The organism is Nitrosopumilus ureiphilus, from assembly GCF_013407185.1.
Taxonomy (GTDB): Archaea; Thermoproteota; Nitrososphaeria; order Nitrososphaerales; family Nitrosopumilaceae; genus Nitrosopumilus; species Nitrosopumilus ureiphilus.
In genome coordinates, this window is the sequence record NZ_CP026995.1 from 439,655 (window position 1) to 459,645 (window position 19,991).

General features: G+C 35.5%; 18 protein-coding genes and 1 tRNA gene. 13 read left to right on the top strand and 6 right to left on the bottom strand.

Translation table 11 applies throughout. The features are described from left to right. Positions 1–47: 47 nt before the first annotated feature. Genes larC through C5F50_RS02435 form a run of 3 tightly spaced genes read left to right on the top strand, consistent with a single transcriptional unit; the run spans position 48 to position 3,230 of the window. The gene (larC, locus tag C5F50_RS02425; RefSeq protein ID WP_179372119.1) at positions 48–1,283 is read left to right on the top strand and encodes a nickel pincer cofactor biosynthesis protein LarC; all 1,236 of its coding nucleotides are present in this window, start codon (positions 48–50) and stop codon (positions 1,281–1,283) included. Continuing rightward, positions 1,270–2,067 carry an ATP-dependent sacrificial sulfur transferase LarE gene (larE, locus tag C5F50_RS02430; RefSeq protein ID WP_179372120.1) on the top strand — a complete coding sequence of 266 codons (798 nt, stop codon included), beginning with the start codon at positions 1,270–1,272 and terminating at the stop codon, positions 2,065–2,067. Before larC ends, larE begins: the two co-directional genes overlap by 14 nt. Beyond that, positions 2,064–3,230, top strand: coding sequence for a cysteine desulfurase family protein (locus C5F50_RS02435; protein ID WP_179372121.1), 1,167 nt, complete (start codon positions 2,064–2,066; stop codon positions 3,228–3,230). Before larE ends, C5F50_RS02435 begins: the two co-directional genes overlap by 4 nt. On the opposite strand, the gene C5F50_RS02440 is transcribed toward C5F50_RS02435, so the two are convergent. The 4 genes from C5F50_RS02440 to C5F50_RS02455 all read right to left on the bottom strand — a co-directional run bounded on the left by C5F50_RS02440 (position 3,227) and on the right by C5F50_RS02455 (position 6,791). Next, positions 3,227–4,027, bottom strand: coding sequence for a PEFG-CTERM sorting domain-containing protein (locus tag C5F50_RS02440; RefSeq protein WP_179372122.1), 801 nt, complete (start codon positions 4,025–4,027; stop codon positions 3,227–3,229). The genes C5F50_RS02435 and C5F50_RS02440 overlap by 4 nt on opposite strands. A 72-nt stretch (positions 4,028–4,099) precedes the next feature. Beyond that, positions 4,100–4,912, bottom strand: a complete 813-nt coding sequence (locus C5F50_RS02445; RefSeq protein WP_179372123.1) for a PEFG-CTERM sorting domain-containing protein — start codon at positions 4,910–4,912, stop codon at positions 4,100–4,102. Positions 4,913–5,036: 124 nt separating this feature from the next. After that, complete coding sequence (locus tag C5F50_RS02450) at positions 5,037–5,894, bottom strand: PEFG-CTERM sorting domain-containing protein (RefSeq protein ID WP_179372124.1); 858 nt, start codon at positions 5,892–5,894, stop codon at positions 5,037–5,039. A 63-nt stretch (positions 5,895–5,957) separates the two neighbouring features. Beyond that, the gene (locus C5F50_RS02455; RefSeq protein ID WP_179372125.1) at positions 5,958–6,791 is read right to left on the bottom strand and encodes a PEFG-CTERM sorting domain-containing protein; all 834 of its coding nucleotides are present in this window, start codon (positions 6,789–6,791) and stop codon (positions 5,958–5,960) included. A gap of 178 nt (positions 6,792–6,969) precedes the next feature. On the opposite strand from C5F50_RS02455, the gene C5F50_RS02460 reads away from it, so the two are divergent. The 10 genes from C5F50_RS02460 to C5F50_RS02505 all read left to right on the top strand — a co-directional run bounded on the left by C5F50_RS02460 (position 6,970) and on the right by C5F50_RS02505 (position 19,435). Continuing rightward, positions 6,970–7,221, top strand: a complete 252-nt coding sequence (locus tag C5F50_RS02460; protein WP_048117695.1) for a DNA-directed RNA polymerase subunit H — start codon at positions 6,970–6,972, stop codon at positions 7,219–7,221. Then, entirely contained in the window at positions 7,221–10,568 is a 3,348-nt protein-coding gene (locus C5F50_RS02465; RefSeq protein ID WP_179372126.1) for a DNA-directed RNA polymerase subunit B, read from the top strand. Before C5F50_RS02460 ends, C5F50_RS02465 begins: the two co-directional genes overlap by 1 nt. Then, the gene (locus C5F50_RS02470; protein WP_179372127.1) at positions 10,568–14,359 is read left to right on the top strand and encodes a DNA-directed RNA polymerase subunit A'; all 3,792 of its coding nucleotides are present in this window, start codon (positions 10,568–10,570) and stop codon (positions 14,357–14,359) included. The genes C5F50_RS02465 and C5F50_RS02470 overlap by 1 nt, the downstream gene beginning before the upstream one ends. A 13-nt stretch (positions 14,360–14,372) precedes the next feature. After that, positions 14,373–14,603 carry an LSM domain-containing protein gene (locus tag C5F50_RS02475; protein ID WP_179372128.1) on the top strand — a complete coding sequence of 77 codons (231 nt, stop codon included), beginning with the start codon at positions 14,373–14,375 and terminating at the stop codon, positions 14,601–14,603. Between the two features lie 44 nt (positions 14,604–14,647). Next, a complete protein-coding gene (locus tag C5F50_RS02480; protein WP_246282112.1) occupies positions 14,648–15,829 on the top strand; it encodes a hypothetical protein in 1,182 nt (393 codons plus the stop codon). 81 nt (positions 15,830–15,910) lie between these two features. Then, positions 15,911–17,467 carry a tetratricopeptide repeat protein gene (locus C5F50_RS02485; RefSeq protein WP_246282113.1) on the top strand — a complete coding sequence of 519 codons (1,557 nt, stop codon included), beginning with the start codon at positions 15,911–15,913 and terminating at the stop codon, positions 17,465–17,467. Between the two features lie 73 nt (positions 17,468–17,540). Then, complete coding sequence (locus C5F50_RS02490) at positions 17,541–17,864, top strand: ribosomal L7Ae/L30e/S12e/Gadd45 family protein (protein ID WP_179372130.1); 324 nt, start codon at positions 17,541–17,543, stop codon at positions 17,862–17,864. 63 nt (positions 17,865–17,927) lie between these two features. After that, entirely contained in the window at positions 17,928–18,392 is a 465-nt protein-coding gene (locus C5F50_RS02495) for a NusA-like transcription termination signal-binding factor (protein WP_179372131.1), read from the top strand. 3 nt (positions 18,393–18,395) lie between these two features. Then, positions 18,396–18,833, top strand: coding sequence for a 30S ribosomal protein S12 (locus C5F50_RS02500; protein ID WP_109876420.1), 438 nt, complete (start codon positions 18,396–18,398; stop codon positions 18,831–18,833). Positions 18,834–18,835: 2 nt separating this feature from the next. Next, the gene (locus C5F50_RS02505) at positions 18,836–19,435 is read left to right on the top strand and encodes a 30S ribosomal protein S7 (protein ID WP_179372132.1); all 600 of its coding nucleotides are present in this window, start codon (positions 18,836–18,838) and stop codon (positions 19,433–19,435) included. Between the two features lie 24 nt (positions 19,436–19,459). On the opposite strand, the gene C5F50_RS02510 is transcribed toward C5F50_RS02505, so the two are convergent. Beyond that, positions 19,460–19,547 (bottom strand) — tRNA-Gln (locus C5F50_RS02510). 104 nt (positions 19,548–19,651) lie between these two features. Next, positions 19,652–19,972 (bottom strand): hypothetical protein, encoded by a 321-nt coding sequence (locus C5F50_RS02515; RefSeq protein ID WP_179372133.1) that lies wholly within the window; start codon positions 19,970–19,972, stop codon positions 19,652–19,654. Between the last annotated feature and the right edge of the window lie 19 nt (positions 19,973–19,991).

Genomic DNA, 19,991 nt, shown 5'->3' on the forward strand with positions numbered 1-19,991 from the left:
CTCAAACTTTTAGACGAATTTATAAGTATTTTTGATAATTTTTAATCATGGTTGTAGTAATTGATCCACAGATTGCTGGAATATCTGGAGATATGCTTCTATCTTCATTAGTTGATTTGGGTGCTGATAAAAAAAGGGTAATAGATGGAATTAAGGCATCTGAAAAATTTCTCTCAAACTCAACAATTAATAAAATTGATTTTCAAAAAATTCAGAAACATGGAATTGAATGCCTTCAATTAGTTTTAGAAATTAATGAAGAACCACATGAACGAAAAGGTTCAGAAATCAAAAAAGCAATTACTGATTCAACCAAAGCGATAGGACTCTTAGAAAAATCACAAATATTTGCAGAATCTTGTATTGATACTCTAATTTCTTCTGAATCTAAAATTCATGGAATTCCTGAAGATTCTGTCCACTTTCATGAGGCCTCAAGTATTGACACACTTGTAGACATTGTAGGAGTTACAATTGCATTAGAAGATTTAGGTTTATTTGATGAGAAAATTGTATGCTTGCCTGTTTCTGTTGGTGGGGGAATTGTGACCTTTTCACATGGAACCATGTCAAATCCAGCAAGTGCAATTCTTGAGATTTTCAAAAACTCAAATTTAATAATCAAAGGCGATAATGCAAAAGAAGAACTCACAACTCCTACTGGTGCATGTATTTTAGTAAATTTGGCAAATAATGCTGTGGAGTATTACCCATCTATGAAAATTGATTCAATTGGTTATGGTGCAGGACAAAAAAACTTCGAGACTTTTTCAAATTCTCTGAAAATCATTCGTGGTTCTCAAAATAATTTTGATATTGATTCAGTAAAGATTCTTGAAACAAACGTGGATGATGTCTCCGGAGAAATACTTGGAAATCTTATTGAAAAAATCATGGATAAGGGCGCAAGAGACGTTTCAATTTATCATGGCATTACAAAAAAAGGAAGGCCTACAAATCTTGTGTCTGTCATATGTGATGATGAAAATGTAGATGATATAGTTGATACCTTGGTGTTAGAAACTGGAACTTTGGGAATTAGAATTTCTGATTCTAATCGATTTACTGTTCCTAGAACAATTCATGATGTTTCTCTAACATTGCATGGACAATCTTTCAAAGTTAATTACAAAAAATCTACCTTTAAAGGAAAAACTGATTTTAAAATAGAATTTGATGACCTAAAGAAAATATCAAACACCATTGATAAATCCATTAAAGAAACAGAATCATTACTAAGAAAAGAAATTGAGAAATTGGAGAATCCCCATGACAAATCTTGATGACCTTGTAAATTGGTTTGAGGACAAAAATAAAGTAATGATTGCACTTTCTGGGGGTGTTGACAGTGCACTAGTTGCATACGCTGCTTTTCAAAAATTAGGAAAATATGCAATTGCAGTGACTGCTGATTACAAAACTTTGTCTAAAGAAGAACTAAAGACTGCCCAAGATGTCTGCTCTGAGATAGGAATTCAACAACTCTTTTTGGATTATGATGAACTTGAAAATGAAGATTTTACAAAAAATGATTCTAATCGATGTTTTCACTGTAGAATGGAATTAGGAAATCATCTAATTGAATTGGCAAAAGAGTATAATGTACAGATTATTGTTGATGGCACAAATATTGATGATTTAGGTGATTATAGGCCTGGACTTGAGGCCTTAAAACAGAATGGAATTAGAAGTCCACTTGTCGAGACAGGATTCTCAAAATCCAAAATTAGAGATACTGCAAAATCAATTGGATTATCTGTGTTTGACAAGCCATCTAATTCTTGCCTTGCATCTCGCATCCCTTGGGGACAAAGAGTAACTGCAGAAAAATTAACTCGAATAGAATTTGGTGAAACAATTGTCAAACAACTAACAAAACTAAAACAAGTTAGGGTTCGAGATCTTAATGGCACTGCCAAAATTGAAGTTGACAAAGAAATGATATGTATTTTTGATAAATCCATTTTGGATCAAATTTCTGAAAAACTAAAACTGATTGGATTTAGTACAGTTGAAATTGATCCGGAAGGGTATAAACCAGGAAAAATTAATGTGATTGCAGATTGATTTATCTTGATAATGCTGCATCCACTAAAATTCACGATGATGTTTTAGAATCAATGCTACCTTATCTCAAAGAACAGTATGGTAATCCATCATCTATTCATCGTTATGGTCGATTATCTCGCAAAGCCATTGAAAAGGCCAGAAAACAAATTGCGTCTTTAATCAATGCTGAACCTTCTGAAATTCTTATCACCTCTGGGGGTACAGAATCTAACAATACTGCATTAAGAGGAATTGCCATGAAAAATCCCCCGTGTAAGATTATTACATCTTTAATTGAACATGATGCAATTTTGGAACCTTGCAAAAAATTATCTCAAAGCGGATTTGAGATTGATTATCTTCTGGTGGATTCATTTGGTATGATGGATCATTTGGAACTTAAAAATCACATTTCTGAGGAAACATGTCTTGTCTCAATTATGTTTGGAAATAACGAAGTGGGTACAATCCAACCAATCTCTGAAATTGCTAAAATCTGCAATGAAAAAAAAATCCCATTTCATACTGATGCGGTTCAAGCAGTTGGAAAGATTCCAATTGATGTCAAAGAATTAGGCATAGATTTGCTGTCTATTTCATCTCATAAACTCTATGGCCCTAAAGGCGTAGGTGCACTATACATCAAAAATGGAATTTCCATTGATCCTGTCATCTTGGGAGGCGGTCAAGAAAATGGCTTACGTTCTGGAACTGAAAATGTCGCAAACATTGTCGGATTTGGAAAAGCGTGTGAAATCGCAAAAATCAATTTAGATGAAAACATGTCCAATATGAAAAAACTACGAGATCATATGATTAAAAAAGTACTAGATGAAATACCTGAAGTTACTCTAAATGGGCATTCTAAATCTAGACTGCCAAATAATGTTCATTTTACATTTCTTGGTGTTAATGGAGAGGATCTAATTATCAAACTTGATGAATTTGGAATTGCAGCATCCACTGGATCTGCATGCTCTGTTAATACCCAAAAGGCTTCACATGTTTTAGAAGCAATGGGATTTTCACTAGAACAAATAACAGGTTCTTTACGATTAACTATTGGAATTTTCAACAATGAGAAAGAAATTGATCAAACCGTTGAGGTTCTCAAAAAAGTTGTCAAAGAACTTAGATCCGTCTCACCATTCAAAGAAAAATATTCTTTCAGACTAAACTAAATCTTTATTTGAATTTTATTTCTAGTCATTGCAATTGTTGCCATAATTCCTACTATGAGAATCATAACTGCAATTGTACTAAATTCTGGAACTACATAAGTTCCAATAATTTCGATATCTGAATCTTCTTGTTCAAAATTAATTGTTATTACTCTTGAATCTGAACCCACTACAGATTCTTGATGTAGTGCTTCTATACCGTCTATGAGAATAATGAACTTTTCATCTTTGCCGTCTTGTTTCTCTGCTCCTATGAACTCTCTGGGTAGATCTAGTGTGATCATTCCTTCATCTATTGCATCTATTTGTACAATCAATTCAAACATTTCAGAATCTACTATCATATTTTTTACTGCTCCTCCTCTGATGGTGTATTTTACATCAAATGTTCCCTTACTCCCTGCATCTACTTCAAAATTAGTTGTAATTTCAATTGCTTCTGATTTTGGAATGAATGAAAACGTACTTTCTGCAACATGTTCTTGATAGAATGCTCTAATTGTATATTCCCCGCCTTTTTTCCATACTCCTCCTTCAGCGATAATTATTTTTGTAAATGTTCCATCTTGGCCAACAGTAATTTGTGCAATCTCTATTATTGCACCCTCATGAATAATTTGTACTAATACTGGTGTCTCTCCAATTATTGTATTGACATTACCAAAAATTACAATCGTATCTCCTTCATCATAGTTGTTATCATCAGTTTCAATAGATAGCAAAGATTCTTGTGCAAAAGTAGTCCCTGTAGAAATTATTAGTAGTGGTAATAATGCATAAAATATTCTAAACTCCACAAAGTCTCAAATGCTCATTTGTATATTTTCTTTACTACTAAAAAATGAAAAAATGAAAAAAGTTGTGTGATTTTAGTATCTTGGCATAATGCTAAGTCTTGACTTTGCAGATACTGCAATTATTGAGATAATTGCTACTGCTAGAATCATGGCTGCAATTGTACCAAACTCTGGTATCACAAAGGTACCTATAATTTCAATTTTCTCGGCGCCTGCTAGGAACATGACTGTTACTTTGTTTCCGTCAATTTCAACATCATCCCATTGTTCTCCGTCAACAAGTACCATGAAGATACCGTCTTGGACTTTCTTGGATGGAGTTACTGTTAATGTTCCGTCATTTTTAGCGTCGATGTTAATGACAATTGATTTGTCATTAGTATTGAGAGTTGCACTTTTTACTACTCCGCCTGAAATGGTAAATGGTATGCATTGACCATCTGCGGTTATTTCATTAACCCCACATTTACTTGGCATTGTTGTTGGTGTTTTTACAACTCCACCAATTAGTTCAACTTTTGCACTGTTGCTTTTTTCAACACTGCCATAGTTTACTTTAATGGTGTAAGTACCGTCGTATTTCCACATTGCACCTGCTGTGTTTAATGTAGTCTCAAAACTCTTGTCTTCTGCTACAGTAATTTGATTAACTGTAACAATGGAGTTAAGCGGACTCACAACAGTTACTGTGACTGGATATCCAGATGCTATATTTGCTACTTGGCCTATTACCGTAATTATCTCATTGTGATTGTACTCTGTTTTATCTGTCCAAACAGATATTGGGATTGCCTCCATCAACATTTTCTTTGCTGATGCTTTGGCCTCATCCTGAGCACATCCTACACATGCTGGTGGAAGTTCTGCCGCATATGCTGATGACATAGTTAAGGTACCGACTGCAGTCAATATGGCTAGTAGCGCGAACGACGTACGACTGTTCATCTTGTTGCGAATTGAATCTGTCTCTATTTATGTATATTTAAAAAGAGAAAAAAGTTGTGTGAACTTAGTATCTTGGCATAATGCTAAGTCTTGACTTTGCAGATACTGCAATTATTGAGATAATTGCTACTGCTAGAATCATGGCTGCAATTGTACCGAATTCTGGTACTACGACTCCGTCTTTTATATCCACTTGAATTGAAGCGGTATATTTTGGATCGTCAAATTGTTTTGCACTTACAGTATAAAATCCATTTTGTTTCCATAGTGGTCCGCCAGTGGTAATTGCTTTAGTAAATTCTCCATCGAGCATTGGTGATACTTGGGCTACAGATACTACATTTCCGTTTGGTGCAGTTATAGTCAAAGTAACATCTTGACTTACTCTGTCAGTTGTACCTTCTATATTGATTGTCGTAGATCCTATAACAGCATCTGCATAAATTTCAATTCCTTTATCTACTGCAACATTTGGAGTGACATACACTATTCCTGATTCCATATTGGTTTCAGTCACAAGAGTTTTTTTTGCCATTCCATTTGCTACTTCAACAAGCACCTTTAGTGTGTACAATGAATTTTGCTGTGGGCTTTGCATAGCCTTGATTGTATAAAATCCATTTTCAGTCCATGTTGGACCTATTTTGAATTCAGTTGCAAATTCTCCATTGACATTTGGCGAAACTTGAGCAATTCCTACTACATTATTTCCACTTGGAGATGTTACTCTAAATGTAACATCTGTAATTTTTGAAATTGTCTTGCCTGTTACCGTGATGGTGTCTGAGTTTCTATCAGCTTTGGCTGTAATACTCATTCCTTGACTTTGAGCAAAAGCATCTTGTTGAATTGAGGTCATTGAAATTAATGACAATACCATGAGGGCTATCGCCATTGATGTTGTAGAACGTTTAAAATTCATCCTAATTCAACTTCAGATATCTTGTTATTTATGTATATTTAAAAATAGAAAAAAAGATGAAATTTAGTATCTTGGCATAATGCTAAGTCTTGACTTTGCAGATACTGCAATTATTGAGATAATTGCTACTGCTAGAATCATGGCTGCAATTGTACCAAATTCTGGAACTACAAATGTACCGATAATTTCGATCTCTTCAGCTCCTGCTGGAAATGCTATGGTAAGGACTCTGTTCGTTGCTGATGTTGTTTCATCAAAGTCTACTTCTTCTCCATCAATTAAGACGAAGAAAACGTCATCTTTACCATCCATTGTTGCATCCAACACAGATCTTGGGATTGTCAGGGTTAGTGAACCATCACTTGTCGCATCAATAGATACAATGAGTGAATTTGATTCCACATCAGGTATGATACTAAGTAATTTTCCGCCTGTGATCTCATATCCGATCAAATCAGAAGAACCTGGAATTGCAACTGTTTTGTCAGTTACATTAGAATCACCTTTAGGTGGGATCGTTGTAGATCCTCCAAATTCAAATGTTGCTTCAGCTGATCGATTTTCAGTTCCATATTGAACTGTAATTGTGTATGATCCTTCTGCTTTCATTAATGCTCCTCCGGCGGTAATTTCAGTACTGAATTTTTTGTCAACACCAACTGTCACCTGTGCAATTGATACCAAGTTTCCATTAGGAGCCTTGACAATTACACTAACTGGAGTGCCAGAATACAGATCTTTCACTTCACCTGTTACTAGAATTATTTCACCTTCTGAATATGATGATTTGTCCGTAGTAACAACAATCAAGTTTTGTATTTGTCCAAATGCTGGCGCCATACCAATACTTGCAATCAAAATTGCAGATAAGGTAAACACCGTTAGATGATCTTTCATCAATTTTAGGCGAAAAATTGTGCTATTTAAGGTTGCGATAAAATTTATTGACTAAAAAGAAAAAAACACAATCTTTGACGAATTTCAGATTAGATATATATTAACCCGAGCGTGACATTTTGACAGTTTGTGTGTATTATTTACAGTTACATTTAATGTTCTAAGTGGGGGTTTGTAGATGGCAACTAAAAAAAATCAAGTTCTAGTTCCTGATCATATCTATGTCCCAAAACACGAGATTATTTCAAAACAAGAAGCTGAAGAAGTTTTGAAAAAATACAATTGTAAACCCACCGAATTACCTTTAATCTTTGTAAACGATCCTGCAATTTTAGGACTTGGTATAAAACCTGGCGATATGATAAAGATTACCAGAAAAAGTCCAACTGCCGGTGAGAGTCTCTATTACAGATACGTGGTGGAAGTATAATGGCAGATCCCTCTACAAAACGTTGGCCGGTAATTCAAGATATTTTAAAACGTGAGGGTATTGCACGTCAACATCTAAACTCATTTGATGAATTTCTAGAAAGAGGGCTACAAAGTATTATCAATGAAGTGGGACAAATTGATATTGAAAACGCTGAATACCCCTACAAAATTCAACTGGGAAAAGTCAAACTTCAACAACCAAGAATGATGGAACTTGATGGTTCGATTACTCATATCACTCCAGCTGAGGCAAGACTGAGAAATGTTTCATACTCTGCACCTGTAATGATGGAAGCAAGTGTTGTAGAGGATGGAAAAATTTTAGAATCAAGATTTGTTCATGTTGGTGACGTACCAGTAATGGCAAAATCAAATGCATGCATCTTGCATAATTTCTCTACTCAAAAATTAATTGAACATGGTGAGGATCCAAATGATCCTGGTGGTTACTTTATCATTAATGGTTCTGAAAGAGTCATTGTAGGATTAGAAGATCTTTCTTACAACAAAATTATTGTTGATAGAGAAACTGTTGGTGGAAACATTGTTTTCAAAGCTAAAGTATATTCATCAATTGTTGGGTATCGTGCAAAATTAGAACTTGTAATGAAAAATGATGGTTTGATTGTAGCTAGAATTCCTGGTTCTCCAGTTGATATTCCAGTTGTCACATTAATGAGAGCACTTGGATTGGAATCTGATAGAGAAATCGCTGCAGTAGTTTCATTGGTAGATGATCTTCAGGATGAATTGGAAGGCTCCTTTGAAAAAGCAGGTGATGTTCCAACATCTAAAGATGCTATTGTTTACATCAGTAAAAGAATTGCGCCTGGAATGTTAGAGGAATTCCAAATCAAACGTGCTGAGACTTTGCTTGATTGGGGACTATTACCACATTTGGGTAAACATCCAGAGAACAGAAAAGAGAAAGCACAATTCTTAGGTGAGGCTGCTTGTAAATTATTAGAACTAAAACTTGGTTGGATTACTCCTGATGACAAGGATCATTATGGAAACAAAGTGATCAAATTTGCAGGACAAATGTTGGCAGATCTCTTTAGAACTGCATTTAGAAATTTGGTAAGAGATATGAAATACCAATTAGAAAGATCAGGTCAAAAACGAGGAATCAACGCAGTAGCTGCTGCAATTCGTCCGGGAATTATTACTGATAAACTAAACAATGCAATTGCAACAGGGAACTGGGGACGAGGACGTGTAGGTGTTACCCAATTACTTGATAGAACAAACTACCTTTCAACAATCAGTCATCTTAGGAGAATTCAATCACCTCTTAGTAGAACCCAACCAAACTTTGAGGCAAGAGACTTGCATGCAACTCACTTTGGAAGAATTTGTCCAAGTGAAACTCCAGAAGGCTCAAACTGTGGTTTGGTAAAAAATCTTGCGCTATCTGGAATTATTTCAGTAAATGTTCCATCTGAAGAAATTGTAGAAAAACTCTATGATCTTGGAACTGTACATTTCTTTGATGCAAAAGATGATTTGAAAAAAGACGGAACCCGAGTATTTGTAGATGGTCGTCTGATTGGATATTTCAAAGATGGACAAGAACTAGCTGAATCTCTAAGGGATCTAAGACGAAACTCCAAGATTCATCCTCACGTTGGAGTATCATTTCATAAATCTGACATTGAAGGTTCAACAAGAAGGCTTTATGTGAATTGCAATGCTGGCCGAGTTTTGCGACCATTAATAATTATCAAGGATAACAAATCATTGTTAACACAAGATCTCTTAGATAAAATTTCAAAGAAATTACTTTCTTGGACTGATCTATTGAGAATGGGTGTTTTAGAAATGATTGATGCCAATGAAGAAGAAAACTGCTATGTCACTTTAGATGAAAAAGATACAAAGAAACATACTCACCTTGAAGTATTTCCTCCAGCAATCTTAGGTGCAGGAGCTTCTATCATTCCATATCCTGAACATAACCAGTCTCCAAGAAATACATACGAATCTGCAATGGCAAAACAAAGTTTGGGATTCTCAACACCAATGATGAACACTAGTACCTATGTTAGACAACACTTTATGCTATATCCACAAGTTCCAATTGTAAACACAAAAGCAATGAAGCTTTTAGGATTGGAAGATAGACCAGCCGGTCAGAACTGTGTCGTTGCAGTACTTCCATTTGATGGTTATAACATCGAAGATGCAATTGTACTTAGTAAAGCATCTGTTGATAGGGGCTTGGGAAGAACTTTCTTCTATAGAATTTATGATGCTGAGGCAAAACAATACCCAGGTGGAATGCGTGATACTTTTGAAATCCCTAACGCTGAAGATAACATTAGAGGTTACAAGGGAGAACGTGCATACAGATTACTTGAAGAAGATGGTGTTGTTGCATCAGAAGCTCCAGTAAAGGGTGGAGATATTTTAATTGGAAAGACTAGTCCTCCTAGATTCATGGAAGAATATAGGGAGTTTGAATCCTCTGGCCCATACAGAAGAGATACTTCTATTGGTGTTAGACCATCTGAAACTGGTGTTGTAGATACTGTAGTTATGACTCAATCAAATGAAGGTGGAAAAATGTACAAGATTCGAGCAAGAGATATGAGGATTCCTGAAATTGGTGACAAGTTTGCATCAAGACACGGACAAAAAGGTGTACTTGGAATTTTAGCTAAAGCCGAAGATTTGCCATATACCGCAGAAGGAATGTCTCCTGACGTTTTGATTAATCCTCATGCATTCCCATCAAGAATGACTGTTGGAATGATGATGGAATCTATTTGTGGCAAAGCTGCTGCATTTCGTGGAAAACGATTTGATGGTTCAGCATTTGTTGGAGAAAAAATGGATGAAGTAAAAGAAGTAATGGATGCACATGGTTTCGAATATTCTGGTAAAGAAATAATGTATGACGGAATAACTGGAAAACCATTCCCAGTTGATGTCTTTATTGGGGTCGTGTATTATCAAAAACTCCATCACATGGTTGCAGATAAAATCCATGCAAGAGTACGTGGACAAGTTCAGATGCTAACTAAACAACCAACTGAAGGTAGAGCAAGAGGTGGTGGATTGAGATTTGGTGAAATGGAGAGAGACTGCTTGATTGCTTATGGCGCTTCAATGATCCTAAAAGATAGATTATTGGACGAATCTGACAAATCTGATATCTTTGTATGTGAAAGGTGTGGATTAGTAGCTTATCATGATGTTAAACAAAGAAAATATGTCTGTAGAGTTTGTGGTGACAAAGCCAAAGTCTCTTCAGTATCAGTAGCATATGCATTCAAACTACTCTTACAAGAAATGCAGAGTCTTAATGTTGCACCACGTCTATTAATCAAGGAGAAAATCTAATGTCTCTTCAAGCAATCAAATCAATTGATGGAATTCGTTTTTCAGTATGGTCTCCAACAGAAGTTAGAAAATACTCTGTTGCTGAAATTACTGCACCTGAAACATATGATGAAGATGGAATGCCAGTTCAAGGAGGCCTTATGGATGGACGCCTCGGTACTCTTGAACCTGGACAAAAATGTCTAACTTGTGGAAATACAGCTGCTAGATGTCCTGGACACTTTGGTCACATTGAACTTGCAGAACCAATATTGCATATTGCATTCATTGATAACATCTACAAACTATTACAATCAACATGTCGTTCTTGTGCAAGACTCAAAGTTCCGCAAGAAGATCTAGATGAATTCAAAAAAATCAAAGACAAACATGCTGCATACACTGTAATTTCCCAAAAACGTATTCCAGAACAAATTATAGAAAAAGCAAAGAAGGCAAAAGAATGTCCTCATTGTGGAAAAACACAGTATGAACTAGTCTTTACAAAACCCACTATCTTCGTTGAAAAGACAGAGATTGGTGAACATAGATTGCTCCCAATTACTATCAGAGAAAGATTTTCACAAATTCTTGATGAAGATTTACTGCTATTGTCATATGATCCTGTTACTGCAAGACCTGAATGGTTCATTCTCCAGGCATTACCTGTCCCACCTGTAACTGTAAGACCATCAATCATTCTTGAGACAGGAATTAGATCTGAGGATGACTTGACACACAAAATGGTTGACATCATCAGAGTTAATCAGAGACTAAAAGAAAGTAAAGAGGCAGGAACTCCGCCACTCATTGTACAAGACCTAGTTGACTTGCTACAATATCACTCTACAACATATTTTGATAATGAAGTTTCTGGAATTCCTCAAGCACATCATCGTTCTGGACGTCCACTCAAAACGTTAACTCAAAGACTCAAAGGAAAAGAAGGGAGATTTAGAGGTTCGTTATCTGGAAAGAGAGTTGACTTTTCAAGTAGAACTGTAATTTCACCTGATCCTAACTTGGATCTGTCCGAAGTTGGAGTTCCTGAACAAGTTGCTATGAAACTAACAATTCCTGAAATTGTTACAGAATGGAACATTGAGAGAATGCGAAAACTTGTAATTAATGGACCTGAAAAATTCCCAGGTGTAAACTATATCGTTAGACCTGACGGTGTAAAGATTAGATTAGATTTCGTAGAAGACCGTTCTACCATTGCAGAGACTCTTGAAATTGGTTATCTAATTGAAAGGCATCTTGCAGATGGTGATATTGTTATGTTTAACAGACAACCTTCACTTCACCAAATGTCTATCATGGCTCACTATGTTAGAGTACTTCCAGGTAAAACTTTCAGATTGCATCCTTCAGTTTGTCCTCCATACAACGCAGACTTTGATGGAGATGAGATGAACCTTCATGTTCCTCAAAGTGAGGAAGCAAGAGCAGAAGCAATTCTTTTGATGAGGGTTCAAGATCAATTAATCTCTCCAAGATACGGTGGTCCGATTATTGGGGCACTCAGAGACTTTGTAACTGGTGCATACCTTCTAACTAAAGACGAAACAACTCTCTCTGTTCAAGAATTCTCAAACCTTGCAATGCTTGGTGGTTACAAAGATACACTTCCAAAACCTGCTACTAAAACAAAAGACGGACCAGCATACACTGGAAAACAACTATTCTCACTATTCCTTCCAAAAGACTTCAACTATGTCCTTACATCAAAATGGTCAAAGGGAACAAATGGCCCTGCAAAAGATGTTGTAATTAAAAACGGTGAACTAATCAGCGGTGTAATTGATAAAACATCAATTGGTGCAGAAGAACCAGAAAGTGTCTTACACCGAATTACAAAAGACTATGGAAATGCAGTTGGAAAGAATTTCTTAAACTCTATTCTCATTATGGTAAAACAATTCATCACAAGTTATGGATTCAGTTATGGGTTCGGTGATCTTGAAGTGCCAGAAAAAGAAAAACAACAGATTCTCGATGACATTCAAGCAACTTATGATATTGTCTCTGATTTGACTAATCAATATGAAAAAGGAACTCTCAAACTCACAAGAGGTATGAGACCTGAAGAAGCACTTGAGGCATACATCGTAAACGAATTAGGTAAAGCAAGAGACAAAGCTGGTTCTACTGCAAACCATTCCCTTGATAATTCCAATGCTGGTAAAATTATGGCCACAACTGGTGCTAGAGGCTCCTCACTTAATGTAGGTCAGATGGCAGGTGCATTAGGACAACAGTCAAGAAGAGGTAACAGACTTCATGATGGTTACCACAATCGTGCATTGACACATTTCCAAGAACATGATAATAATCCAGACGCACACGGATTTGTAAAATCCAATTACAGAGAAGGTCTCTCTGCACTAGAATTCTTCTTCCATGCAATGGGTGGTCGTGAAGGACTTGTAGATACTGCAGTTAGAACACAACAAAGTGGTTACATGCAGCGTAGATTGATCAATGCGTTAGAACACATTAGATTAGAATATGATGGGACAGTAAGAGATCCACATGGGCACATAGTACAATTCCTTTACGGTGAAGATGGAATAGATGTTGCAAAAAGTGATCATGGTGAAGCATTCAACGCTCATAGATTAGCTGAATCCCAAACCATGATTGATTCTGGTAAAAAGGCAACAAAAGATGAGATTGATACTTTGATTAAAAAATACACAAAGACATTCAGTCCAAGACTCATATCACTTGTATCTGAAGCCTTGCATGAATCTAGTCTAAGTAAAGATGGTGTAGAGGCAGTTTGTAAGAAAGGACTATCACTTTATAACAAAGCCAAAGTAGAACCTGGACAAGCAGTAGGAATTATCACTGCTCAGTCAATTGGTGAACCTGGTACTCAGATGACCTTGAGAACATTCCACTTTGCAGGAATTAAAGAAAGAAACGTAACCTTGGGTCTTCCAAGATTAATTGAACTAGTTGATGCAAGAAAGAAGCCAGTTACGCCAACTATGGATATCTATCTTGACAACGAATCAAAGAAATCCAGAGAAAAAGCAATCGAAGTTGCAAGAAATGTATTGCAAACTAAAATCAGTGCATTAATTGCAAACAGTGAAACTGACTATGCTACCGAAATTAAATTAATTCTAAGTGAAAACAGACTAAAAGAAAGAGGATGCTCAATTGCTGAAGTCGAAGCATCACTTGCATCAAACAAGAAATTCAAAATGGAGACTGTTGGTGAACTAATTACTCTCAAACTAGTTGAAGAGTCTGATACTGCAACAGTTATTGCAATTAGAAATAAAGTTCTAAACACTACAGTGAAGGGAGTTCCAGACATTGAACGTGTGACCCTTGTTCAAAAAGATGATGAATGGGTTATTCAAACAACTGGTTCTAACATTGCCAAAGTACTTGAAGTAAAGGGCATTGACAAAACAAACGTCAGAACAAACAATGTGTTTGAAATCGCAGGAACTCTTGGAATTGAGGCTGCAAGAAACGCATTGATTAACGAACTCAATCATACTCTGGGCGACCAAGGATTAGAGGTAGACAATAGATACATCATGTTAGTATCTGACTTGATGTGCTCAAGAGGTTACATGCAACAAATTGGTAGACACGGAATTGCCGGTACCAAAGACAGTGTTCTTGCAAGAGCAGCATTTGAAATTACAGTTCCTACAATTGCACATGCTGCACTTGGAGGGGAAGTTGAACAACTCAAAGGCATCACTGAAAATGTAATTGTCGGTAGCAACATTCCAATTGGAAGTGGAACTGTTGATCTATACATGCAAGTAAGCAAGAAAAAATAAACTGGTAATAATTATGGCCGATGAAATTACTACTCTAATGAACAACAGCAAGGACAAGGTCGTCTTACTTCGACTAAGAAACTCAAGAACGATTCAAGGAATTCTAAAAGACTTTGATATTCACATGAATTTGACATTAGAGGATGCTGAAGATGTCACTGACGAAAAGCATGAAAAGATTGGCAAAACCCTACTACGTGGAGATAACATTTTACTAGTTTCTCTTCCTGAAGACAAATCTTAGATTAATACATCAAACATTAAATTCAATCTTTGATAATTTTTGGTATGTATCTTTTTTTCATGATGATTTCCTTGATTTTACTTCCAGCATTTGGTGAACCAATTCCTGATTATAATAAACCATATGCTCCAATATTTACAGACAAACCTTTGTACACTTGGACTGACAAAATAAAAATGACAATCATTGCCCCTAGTTGGAATACTGATAAAAATTTGATTGATTCAATTGGGAACACACAAGACCATCCAATTAAAATTTCAACAAGAGAACATTCGCTTGAACCATATAGATTTACAGAAACTGATGCCAATTCCGGAGTATTCACAGCTGAAGTAATCCTTACAGGATTTGCACATGATGCAGATGGTGATGGTAATATTGATACCACTCCAAGAACTATGGGTACTGGTCCAACTAGTGGATTTTTAGAAGTTGGTAGGGATTCAGCAGTTACCATATCCTTTGAATTTGCAGATGGAGTAATCTTAACTGAATCAGCACCTGTAAGTTGGAACGTTGGAACCATTCAATTTACCCAAGAAATTTTTCTCTTAGATGATGCTGTAACTGTTCGCATAATTGATTCTGATATGAATCTGAATCCTGAAACGTTAGATCATATTCCAATTCAAGTTTCTTCAGATTCTGATATTGCAGGAATAAAAGTTGATGGAATTGAGACATCAGAAAGTTCTGGAATGTTTGTCGCAACAATTTCTTTATCTCAGACTTCAACTACTAGTGGAAGTCGACTTTATTCAGTATCTGGCGATAAAATTTTTGCAAAATATGATGATTATACTTTACCAAAACCGTATTCCATTACAGACAATCTGCAGATTGAAACCTTTGCCCTAGTTGACTCTTCTGTTCCTCCAATAGAAAGAATAGACAATCTCCCAATCAAATTCTCTGACGCACTTGGAAATTCATTGCAATCATTTTCACCAAATAATCAATTGCAAATAGTTGGAACTATAGTTAATCCAAATGAGTTTGATCAGAAATTTGTCTACTTGTTTCAAGTAAAAAATGACAATAATTTTGTAGAGTCGATCTCTTGGGTTCAAGGTGAATTGTCATCAGCACAAAGTCTTGATGTTTCACAATCATGGATTCCAAAAAAATCTGGTATTTACAAAATTGAGACATTTGTCTGGAACTCTCTTGGAGATCCAACTGTATTGGCACCAATAATGTCCACTATGATCACAGTTGAATGAAAAGTATGATTTCTACGTGATTATTAAATACAAAATTACAAAATTTTTTGTGTGTTAGGACATTTACTTGGAATAACGTTAGTGTTAACCATACTATCATCTTTCGTTTTCTCAGATGTTTTTGCAGAAACATTTCTCGTAAATACTGATAAGCAATCCTACAACGTCGGTGATTCCCTTACTGTTTCAGGTGAAATTCTTGATTTTGGAATGCCAGTAATCGCTATGAGTGTATATGATCCTGATGGAAAAATTTTATCTGCAAACAATCTGGAAATCTTACCTGAAAAAACATTCACAAAGACTATTCATCTTGACTCTCCATTTTATGAAAAAACTGGGAAATACCACATAAAACTAGACTATGGACAAATCTCTGAAAATCATTATTTTACAATAGGTGACACATCAGAAGAAACTGAAGTTCCTGTTCAGATAAACGAAGAGCCCAAAATTTCTCTTCTTTACACGGACAAAAATCAATACGCAAACAATGATGTGATATACATCACAGGTCTTGTTTCTGCATTGGGTTCTCCTACTGCATTGATAGGAATTTATGATCCCTATGGAATGCCTGCGGGATTTTATTTTGGTACAATAAACTCTGATTTGGAATTTTCAACTAGTTTTCTTGTAAAAGATGGTGTCAATTTTAGAACTGAAGGAACATACTCAATTAAAGCTCATTATGGGGAATCTGAAACCATGTCGTTTTTTGATTATTACAAAGAATCTCAAAATGTAACTGTAGAAACAATTGATGAAACAATTGATGAAACAATTGATGAAACAATTGATGAAACAATTAAAACAGAAGTTGATAACTCCAATCTCATTGCTGAATCTTCAATCAAAGAACCTTCGCAAAATCCAGAATCAAAACCTGAACATACTTCGGTAGTTAAAAAAACTATTCAAGAAAAAATTCCTCAAAAAACAAAAACTCCTGATACTCAAAAAATAAATGAAAAAATTAATCCAAAAAGAACTGTTCCAACTGAAATCAAAGAACAAACTAATCTCACTGTTGAGGATATCGAATTAGGATTGATGCTAAACCAAATAAATCTGGAATGTGACAAAAGTGTGCTTGCTGATACCCTATCATACTATGATGGAATGGGGCCTGCATTGTATCGATTATGTGAATTTGATGGGTCTTTGAATTTCTTTAATGAATCCCTAATTGATAATCCAAACGATATAGAAATTCTTGTAAACAAAGGTTCTGCCTTGGGAAAATTGGGATATTTTACTGAGGCAATAGTGTATTATGATCATGCTATCAAAATTAATCCTGAATTCCTGCCTGCCAAAAACAACAAGGCAAATGCCCTTGCAAATTTGAAAGATTACAATGGTGCTATTTCATTGTATGAAGAAATTTTAAAGAAAAATCCAAACTATCTTTCTGCTATAAAAAATCTTGAAATTGTGTTATCCCTAAACACTCCAATTGTAACTTTAGTGGATGTGCCAATAGAACCAAGTATTGAAAAAACAGTTTACTCTGAATCTGTTTTACCTACAGTAACCAGCCCAATTAATAAAGAGGAGGAAAAACCAATTACCTTTTTTGATGAAATTGGTGCAGTGTTTTCTACTTTGGGTTCAATGTTTGATTTTCTAAACTAATTTCTGATATTGTGCGTAATTTTTCAATAAACCTATAAAGCCCTGTGATGACGATCGACTTAAGGAAACGCAAATGAGTAAATTACTTGAAAAATCATTAAAGGATGCCCGAAAAGAAGATCAATTAACAATGGGTACAAAACAAGTTTTGAACTCTATAAAAAATTCCAAGCTAATTGTGTTATCTCAATCAATGAGTAAAGAGATGGTTGAGAAAATTGAATCTGATGCAAAAAAAGAAAAAGTACCTCTAGTAAACTTTCAAGGGACTTCAGTCGCACTAGGAAGACTGTGCGGCTTGCAATTTAGAATTTCAACAATTTCATTCACCTCAATACCTGATGCAAACATTAAATCAATTTTAAAAGATACAGAAGCTGAGGAAAAAAATGATTAGTTGTATTTTTGTTAATGAAAGTTTAAATGAGACAATTTTAGTCGGAGATAAATAGGATTTCTAATGACACAGTCAATTAAACTCACAACAGATCAAATGCGTATGATGTCCCTTTTCCAAAATGTAACTGGTGCAACTGCACGTGATTGTGTCGAAGATGAAAAACAAGATAGAGTAATTTTTGTAGTAAATTCTGGTAAAATGGGATTAGCAATTGGTAAAGGCGGCGTTCATATCAAATCATTACAAAATATTGTTAAAAGGAATGTAGAATTGGTGGAATTTGACGAAGATCCCGCAAAATTCCTGGCTTCTTTGCTAAACTCAAAACTAATTTCTGAAGTAAAAATAAATACACGAGCAGATGGGACAAAACAGGCAATCGTTATGGTAGACCCAAGAAAGAAAGGAATCGTAGTTGGACGGGAAGGCAGAAATGCTGAGAAAGCAAGACTTCTTGCAAAACGATATTTTGATATTACCAGCGTACTGATTAACAGTCCTGAACGTGCTACTATGGAGATGTAATATATGAGAAAATCACCACTTGGATTATTTGCTGGCCGAGTTTTAACTACTAAAAAGAAAAGACAGAGATGGGCAATCTCTACATACAAGAGGAGAAAACTCGGAATTGATAAAAAAGCAGATCCACTTGGAGGGGCTCCACAAGGACGAGGTATTGTTTTAGAAAAAGTAGGTATTGCAGCAAAACAGCCAAACTCTGCTATCCGAAAATGTGTTAGAGTTCAACTAATTAAAAACGGTAAAACAGTTACAGCATTCTTGCCAAGAGACGGCGCAATGAACTTTATTGATGAACACGACGAAGTTCATATTCAAGGAATGGGTGCAACACAAGGTGGTGCAATGGGCGATATTCCTGGTGTTAGATTCAAAGTTTTCAAAGTTAACGGTACATCACTTCACGAACTAGTAATTGGAAAGAAAGAGAAACCAAGGAGATAGAAATGGCACAAACTAAAAACTTGTTATTATTTAGAAAGTGGGATTTATCTGATATTGAAATTAAAGATCCTGGACTCAAGACTGCCATCTCTTTGAGAAAACAAATTTTGCCTTACACTTATGGTCGTTCAGCATTGAAGCGATTCAACAAAGCAGATGTTAACATTGTTGAGAGATTAATCAACAAAACAATGCACTTTGGAAAGAAGTATGCAAAGAACACAGGTAGAATGACTGGTAAGAAAACCAAGCTTCTAAACACTGTAAAAACTTCTTTTGATATTATTGCTCTAAAGACTGGACAAAACCCAGTTGAAGTTTTAGTTAGAGCAATTGAATTTTCTGCACCAAACGAGGACACTACTAGAATCGTTTATGGTGGCACTGTTTATCATGTATCCGTTGATGTTGCCCCAATCAGAAGAGTAGACTTGGCACTAAAGTTCATCGCCGATGCAATCAAAGAGGCAACATTTTCCAATCCAAAACCAATCGAAGAACATATGGCAGAACAACTAATGCTTGCAGCAGCAAATGATCCCAATGCTCCTTCTGTAAAGAAGAAAAATGAGCTAGAAAGAATAGCACAAGCATCCAGATAGATAATTAGTTAGACATTTTTTCAGTAGCCCGAGGCAGATTCGAACTGCCGTCTCCGCCTATCCACTCTTGAGATCCAGAGGGCAGAATCCTTGACCGCTAGACTATCGGGCTACTTGAAGAAATTTTGCTGTTTTAGAATATATTCATTTGTTGTTCTGTTTGGAATTTCTATTATGAATTATTTTTGTGTATGTTTTCATTGTAATTTTCTGTGATTACTTTATTCTAACTTCATGAATTGCAGTTGAATAATCACACACTGCTTTTAATCGCATGTATGGGATTAATCTATAATGAATTGAATAAATTTTTCCCTCCTTTAACAAAATTCCTTTTTGCATTAATGATACTAGTCCTCTTGATGGAACATTGATTGAAACATTTTGTTCTTGACATATTTGTTGACGTTTGTTTTGAAATTGCTTTAGTGTAAATGATACATCATTGACTTCTAAAACCAGAGGCCAGATAATTTCACTCCATACCCATCTTCTGTTTTGTGTAGCTGAGGCATGCTTTCCTTTTTCACTCAACATTAATAACATCATCAAAAGA

Coding starts and splice junctions, on each gene's coding strand:
- C5F50_RS02480 (WP_246282112.1), top strand. CDS start 14,648: ATGTATCTTTTTTTCATGATGATTTCCTTGATTTTACTTCCAGCATTT.
- C5F50_RS02455 (WP_179372125.1), bottom strand. CDS start 6,791: ATGAAAGATCATCTAACGGTGTTTACCTTATCTGCAATTTTGATTGCA.
- C5F50_RS02505 (WP_179372132.1), top strand. CDS start 18,836: ATGGCACAAACTAAAAACTTGTTATTATTTAGAAAGTGGGATTTATCT.
- C5F50_RS02490 (WP_179372130.1), top strand. CDS start 17,541: ATGAGTAAATTACTTGAAAAATCATTAAAGGATGCCCGAAAAGAAGAT.
- C5F50_RS02515 (WP_179372133.1), bottom strand. CDS start 19,972: ATGTTGAGTGAAAAAGGAAAGCATGCCTCAGCTACACAAAACAGAAGA.
- C5F50_RS02450 (WP_179372124.1), bottom strand. CDS start 5,894: ATGAATTTTAAACGTTCTACAACATCAATGGCGATAGCCCTCATGGTA.
- C5F50_RS02465 (WP_179372126.1), top strand. CDS start 7,221: ATGGCAGATCCCTCTACAAAACGTTGGCCGGTAATTCAAGATATTTTA.
- C5F50_RS02475 (WP_179372128.1), top strand. CDS start 14,373: ATGGCCGATGAAATTACTACTCTAATGAACAACAGCAAGGACAAGGTC.
- C5F50_RS02500 (WP_109876420.1), top strand. CDS start 18,396: ATGAGAAAATCACCACTTGGATTATTTGCTGGCCGAGTTTTAACTACT.
- larE (WP_179372120.1), top strand. CDS start 1,270: ATGACAAATCTTGATGACCTTGTAAATTGGTTTGAGGACAAAAATAAA.
- C5F50_RS02495 (WP_179372131.1), top strand. CDS start 17,928: ATGACACAGTCAATTAAACTCACAACAGATCAAATGCGTATGATGTCC.
- C5F50_RS02470 (WP_179372127.1), top strand. CDS start 10,568: ATGTCTCTTCAAGCAATCAAATCAATTGATGGAATTCGTTTTTCAGTA.
- C5F50_RS02445 (WP_179372123.1), bottom strand. CDS start 4,912: ATGTCATCAGCATATGCGGCAGAACTTCCACCAGCATGTGTAGGATGT.
- C5F50_RS02460 (WP_048117695.1), top strand. CDS start 6,970: ATGGCAACTAAAAAAAATCAAGTTCTAGTTCCTGATCATATCTATGTC.
- larC (WP_179372119.1), top strand. CDS start 48: ATGGTTGTAGTAATTGATCCACAGATTGCTGGAATATCTGGAGATATG.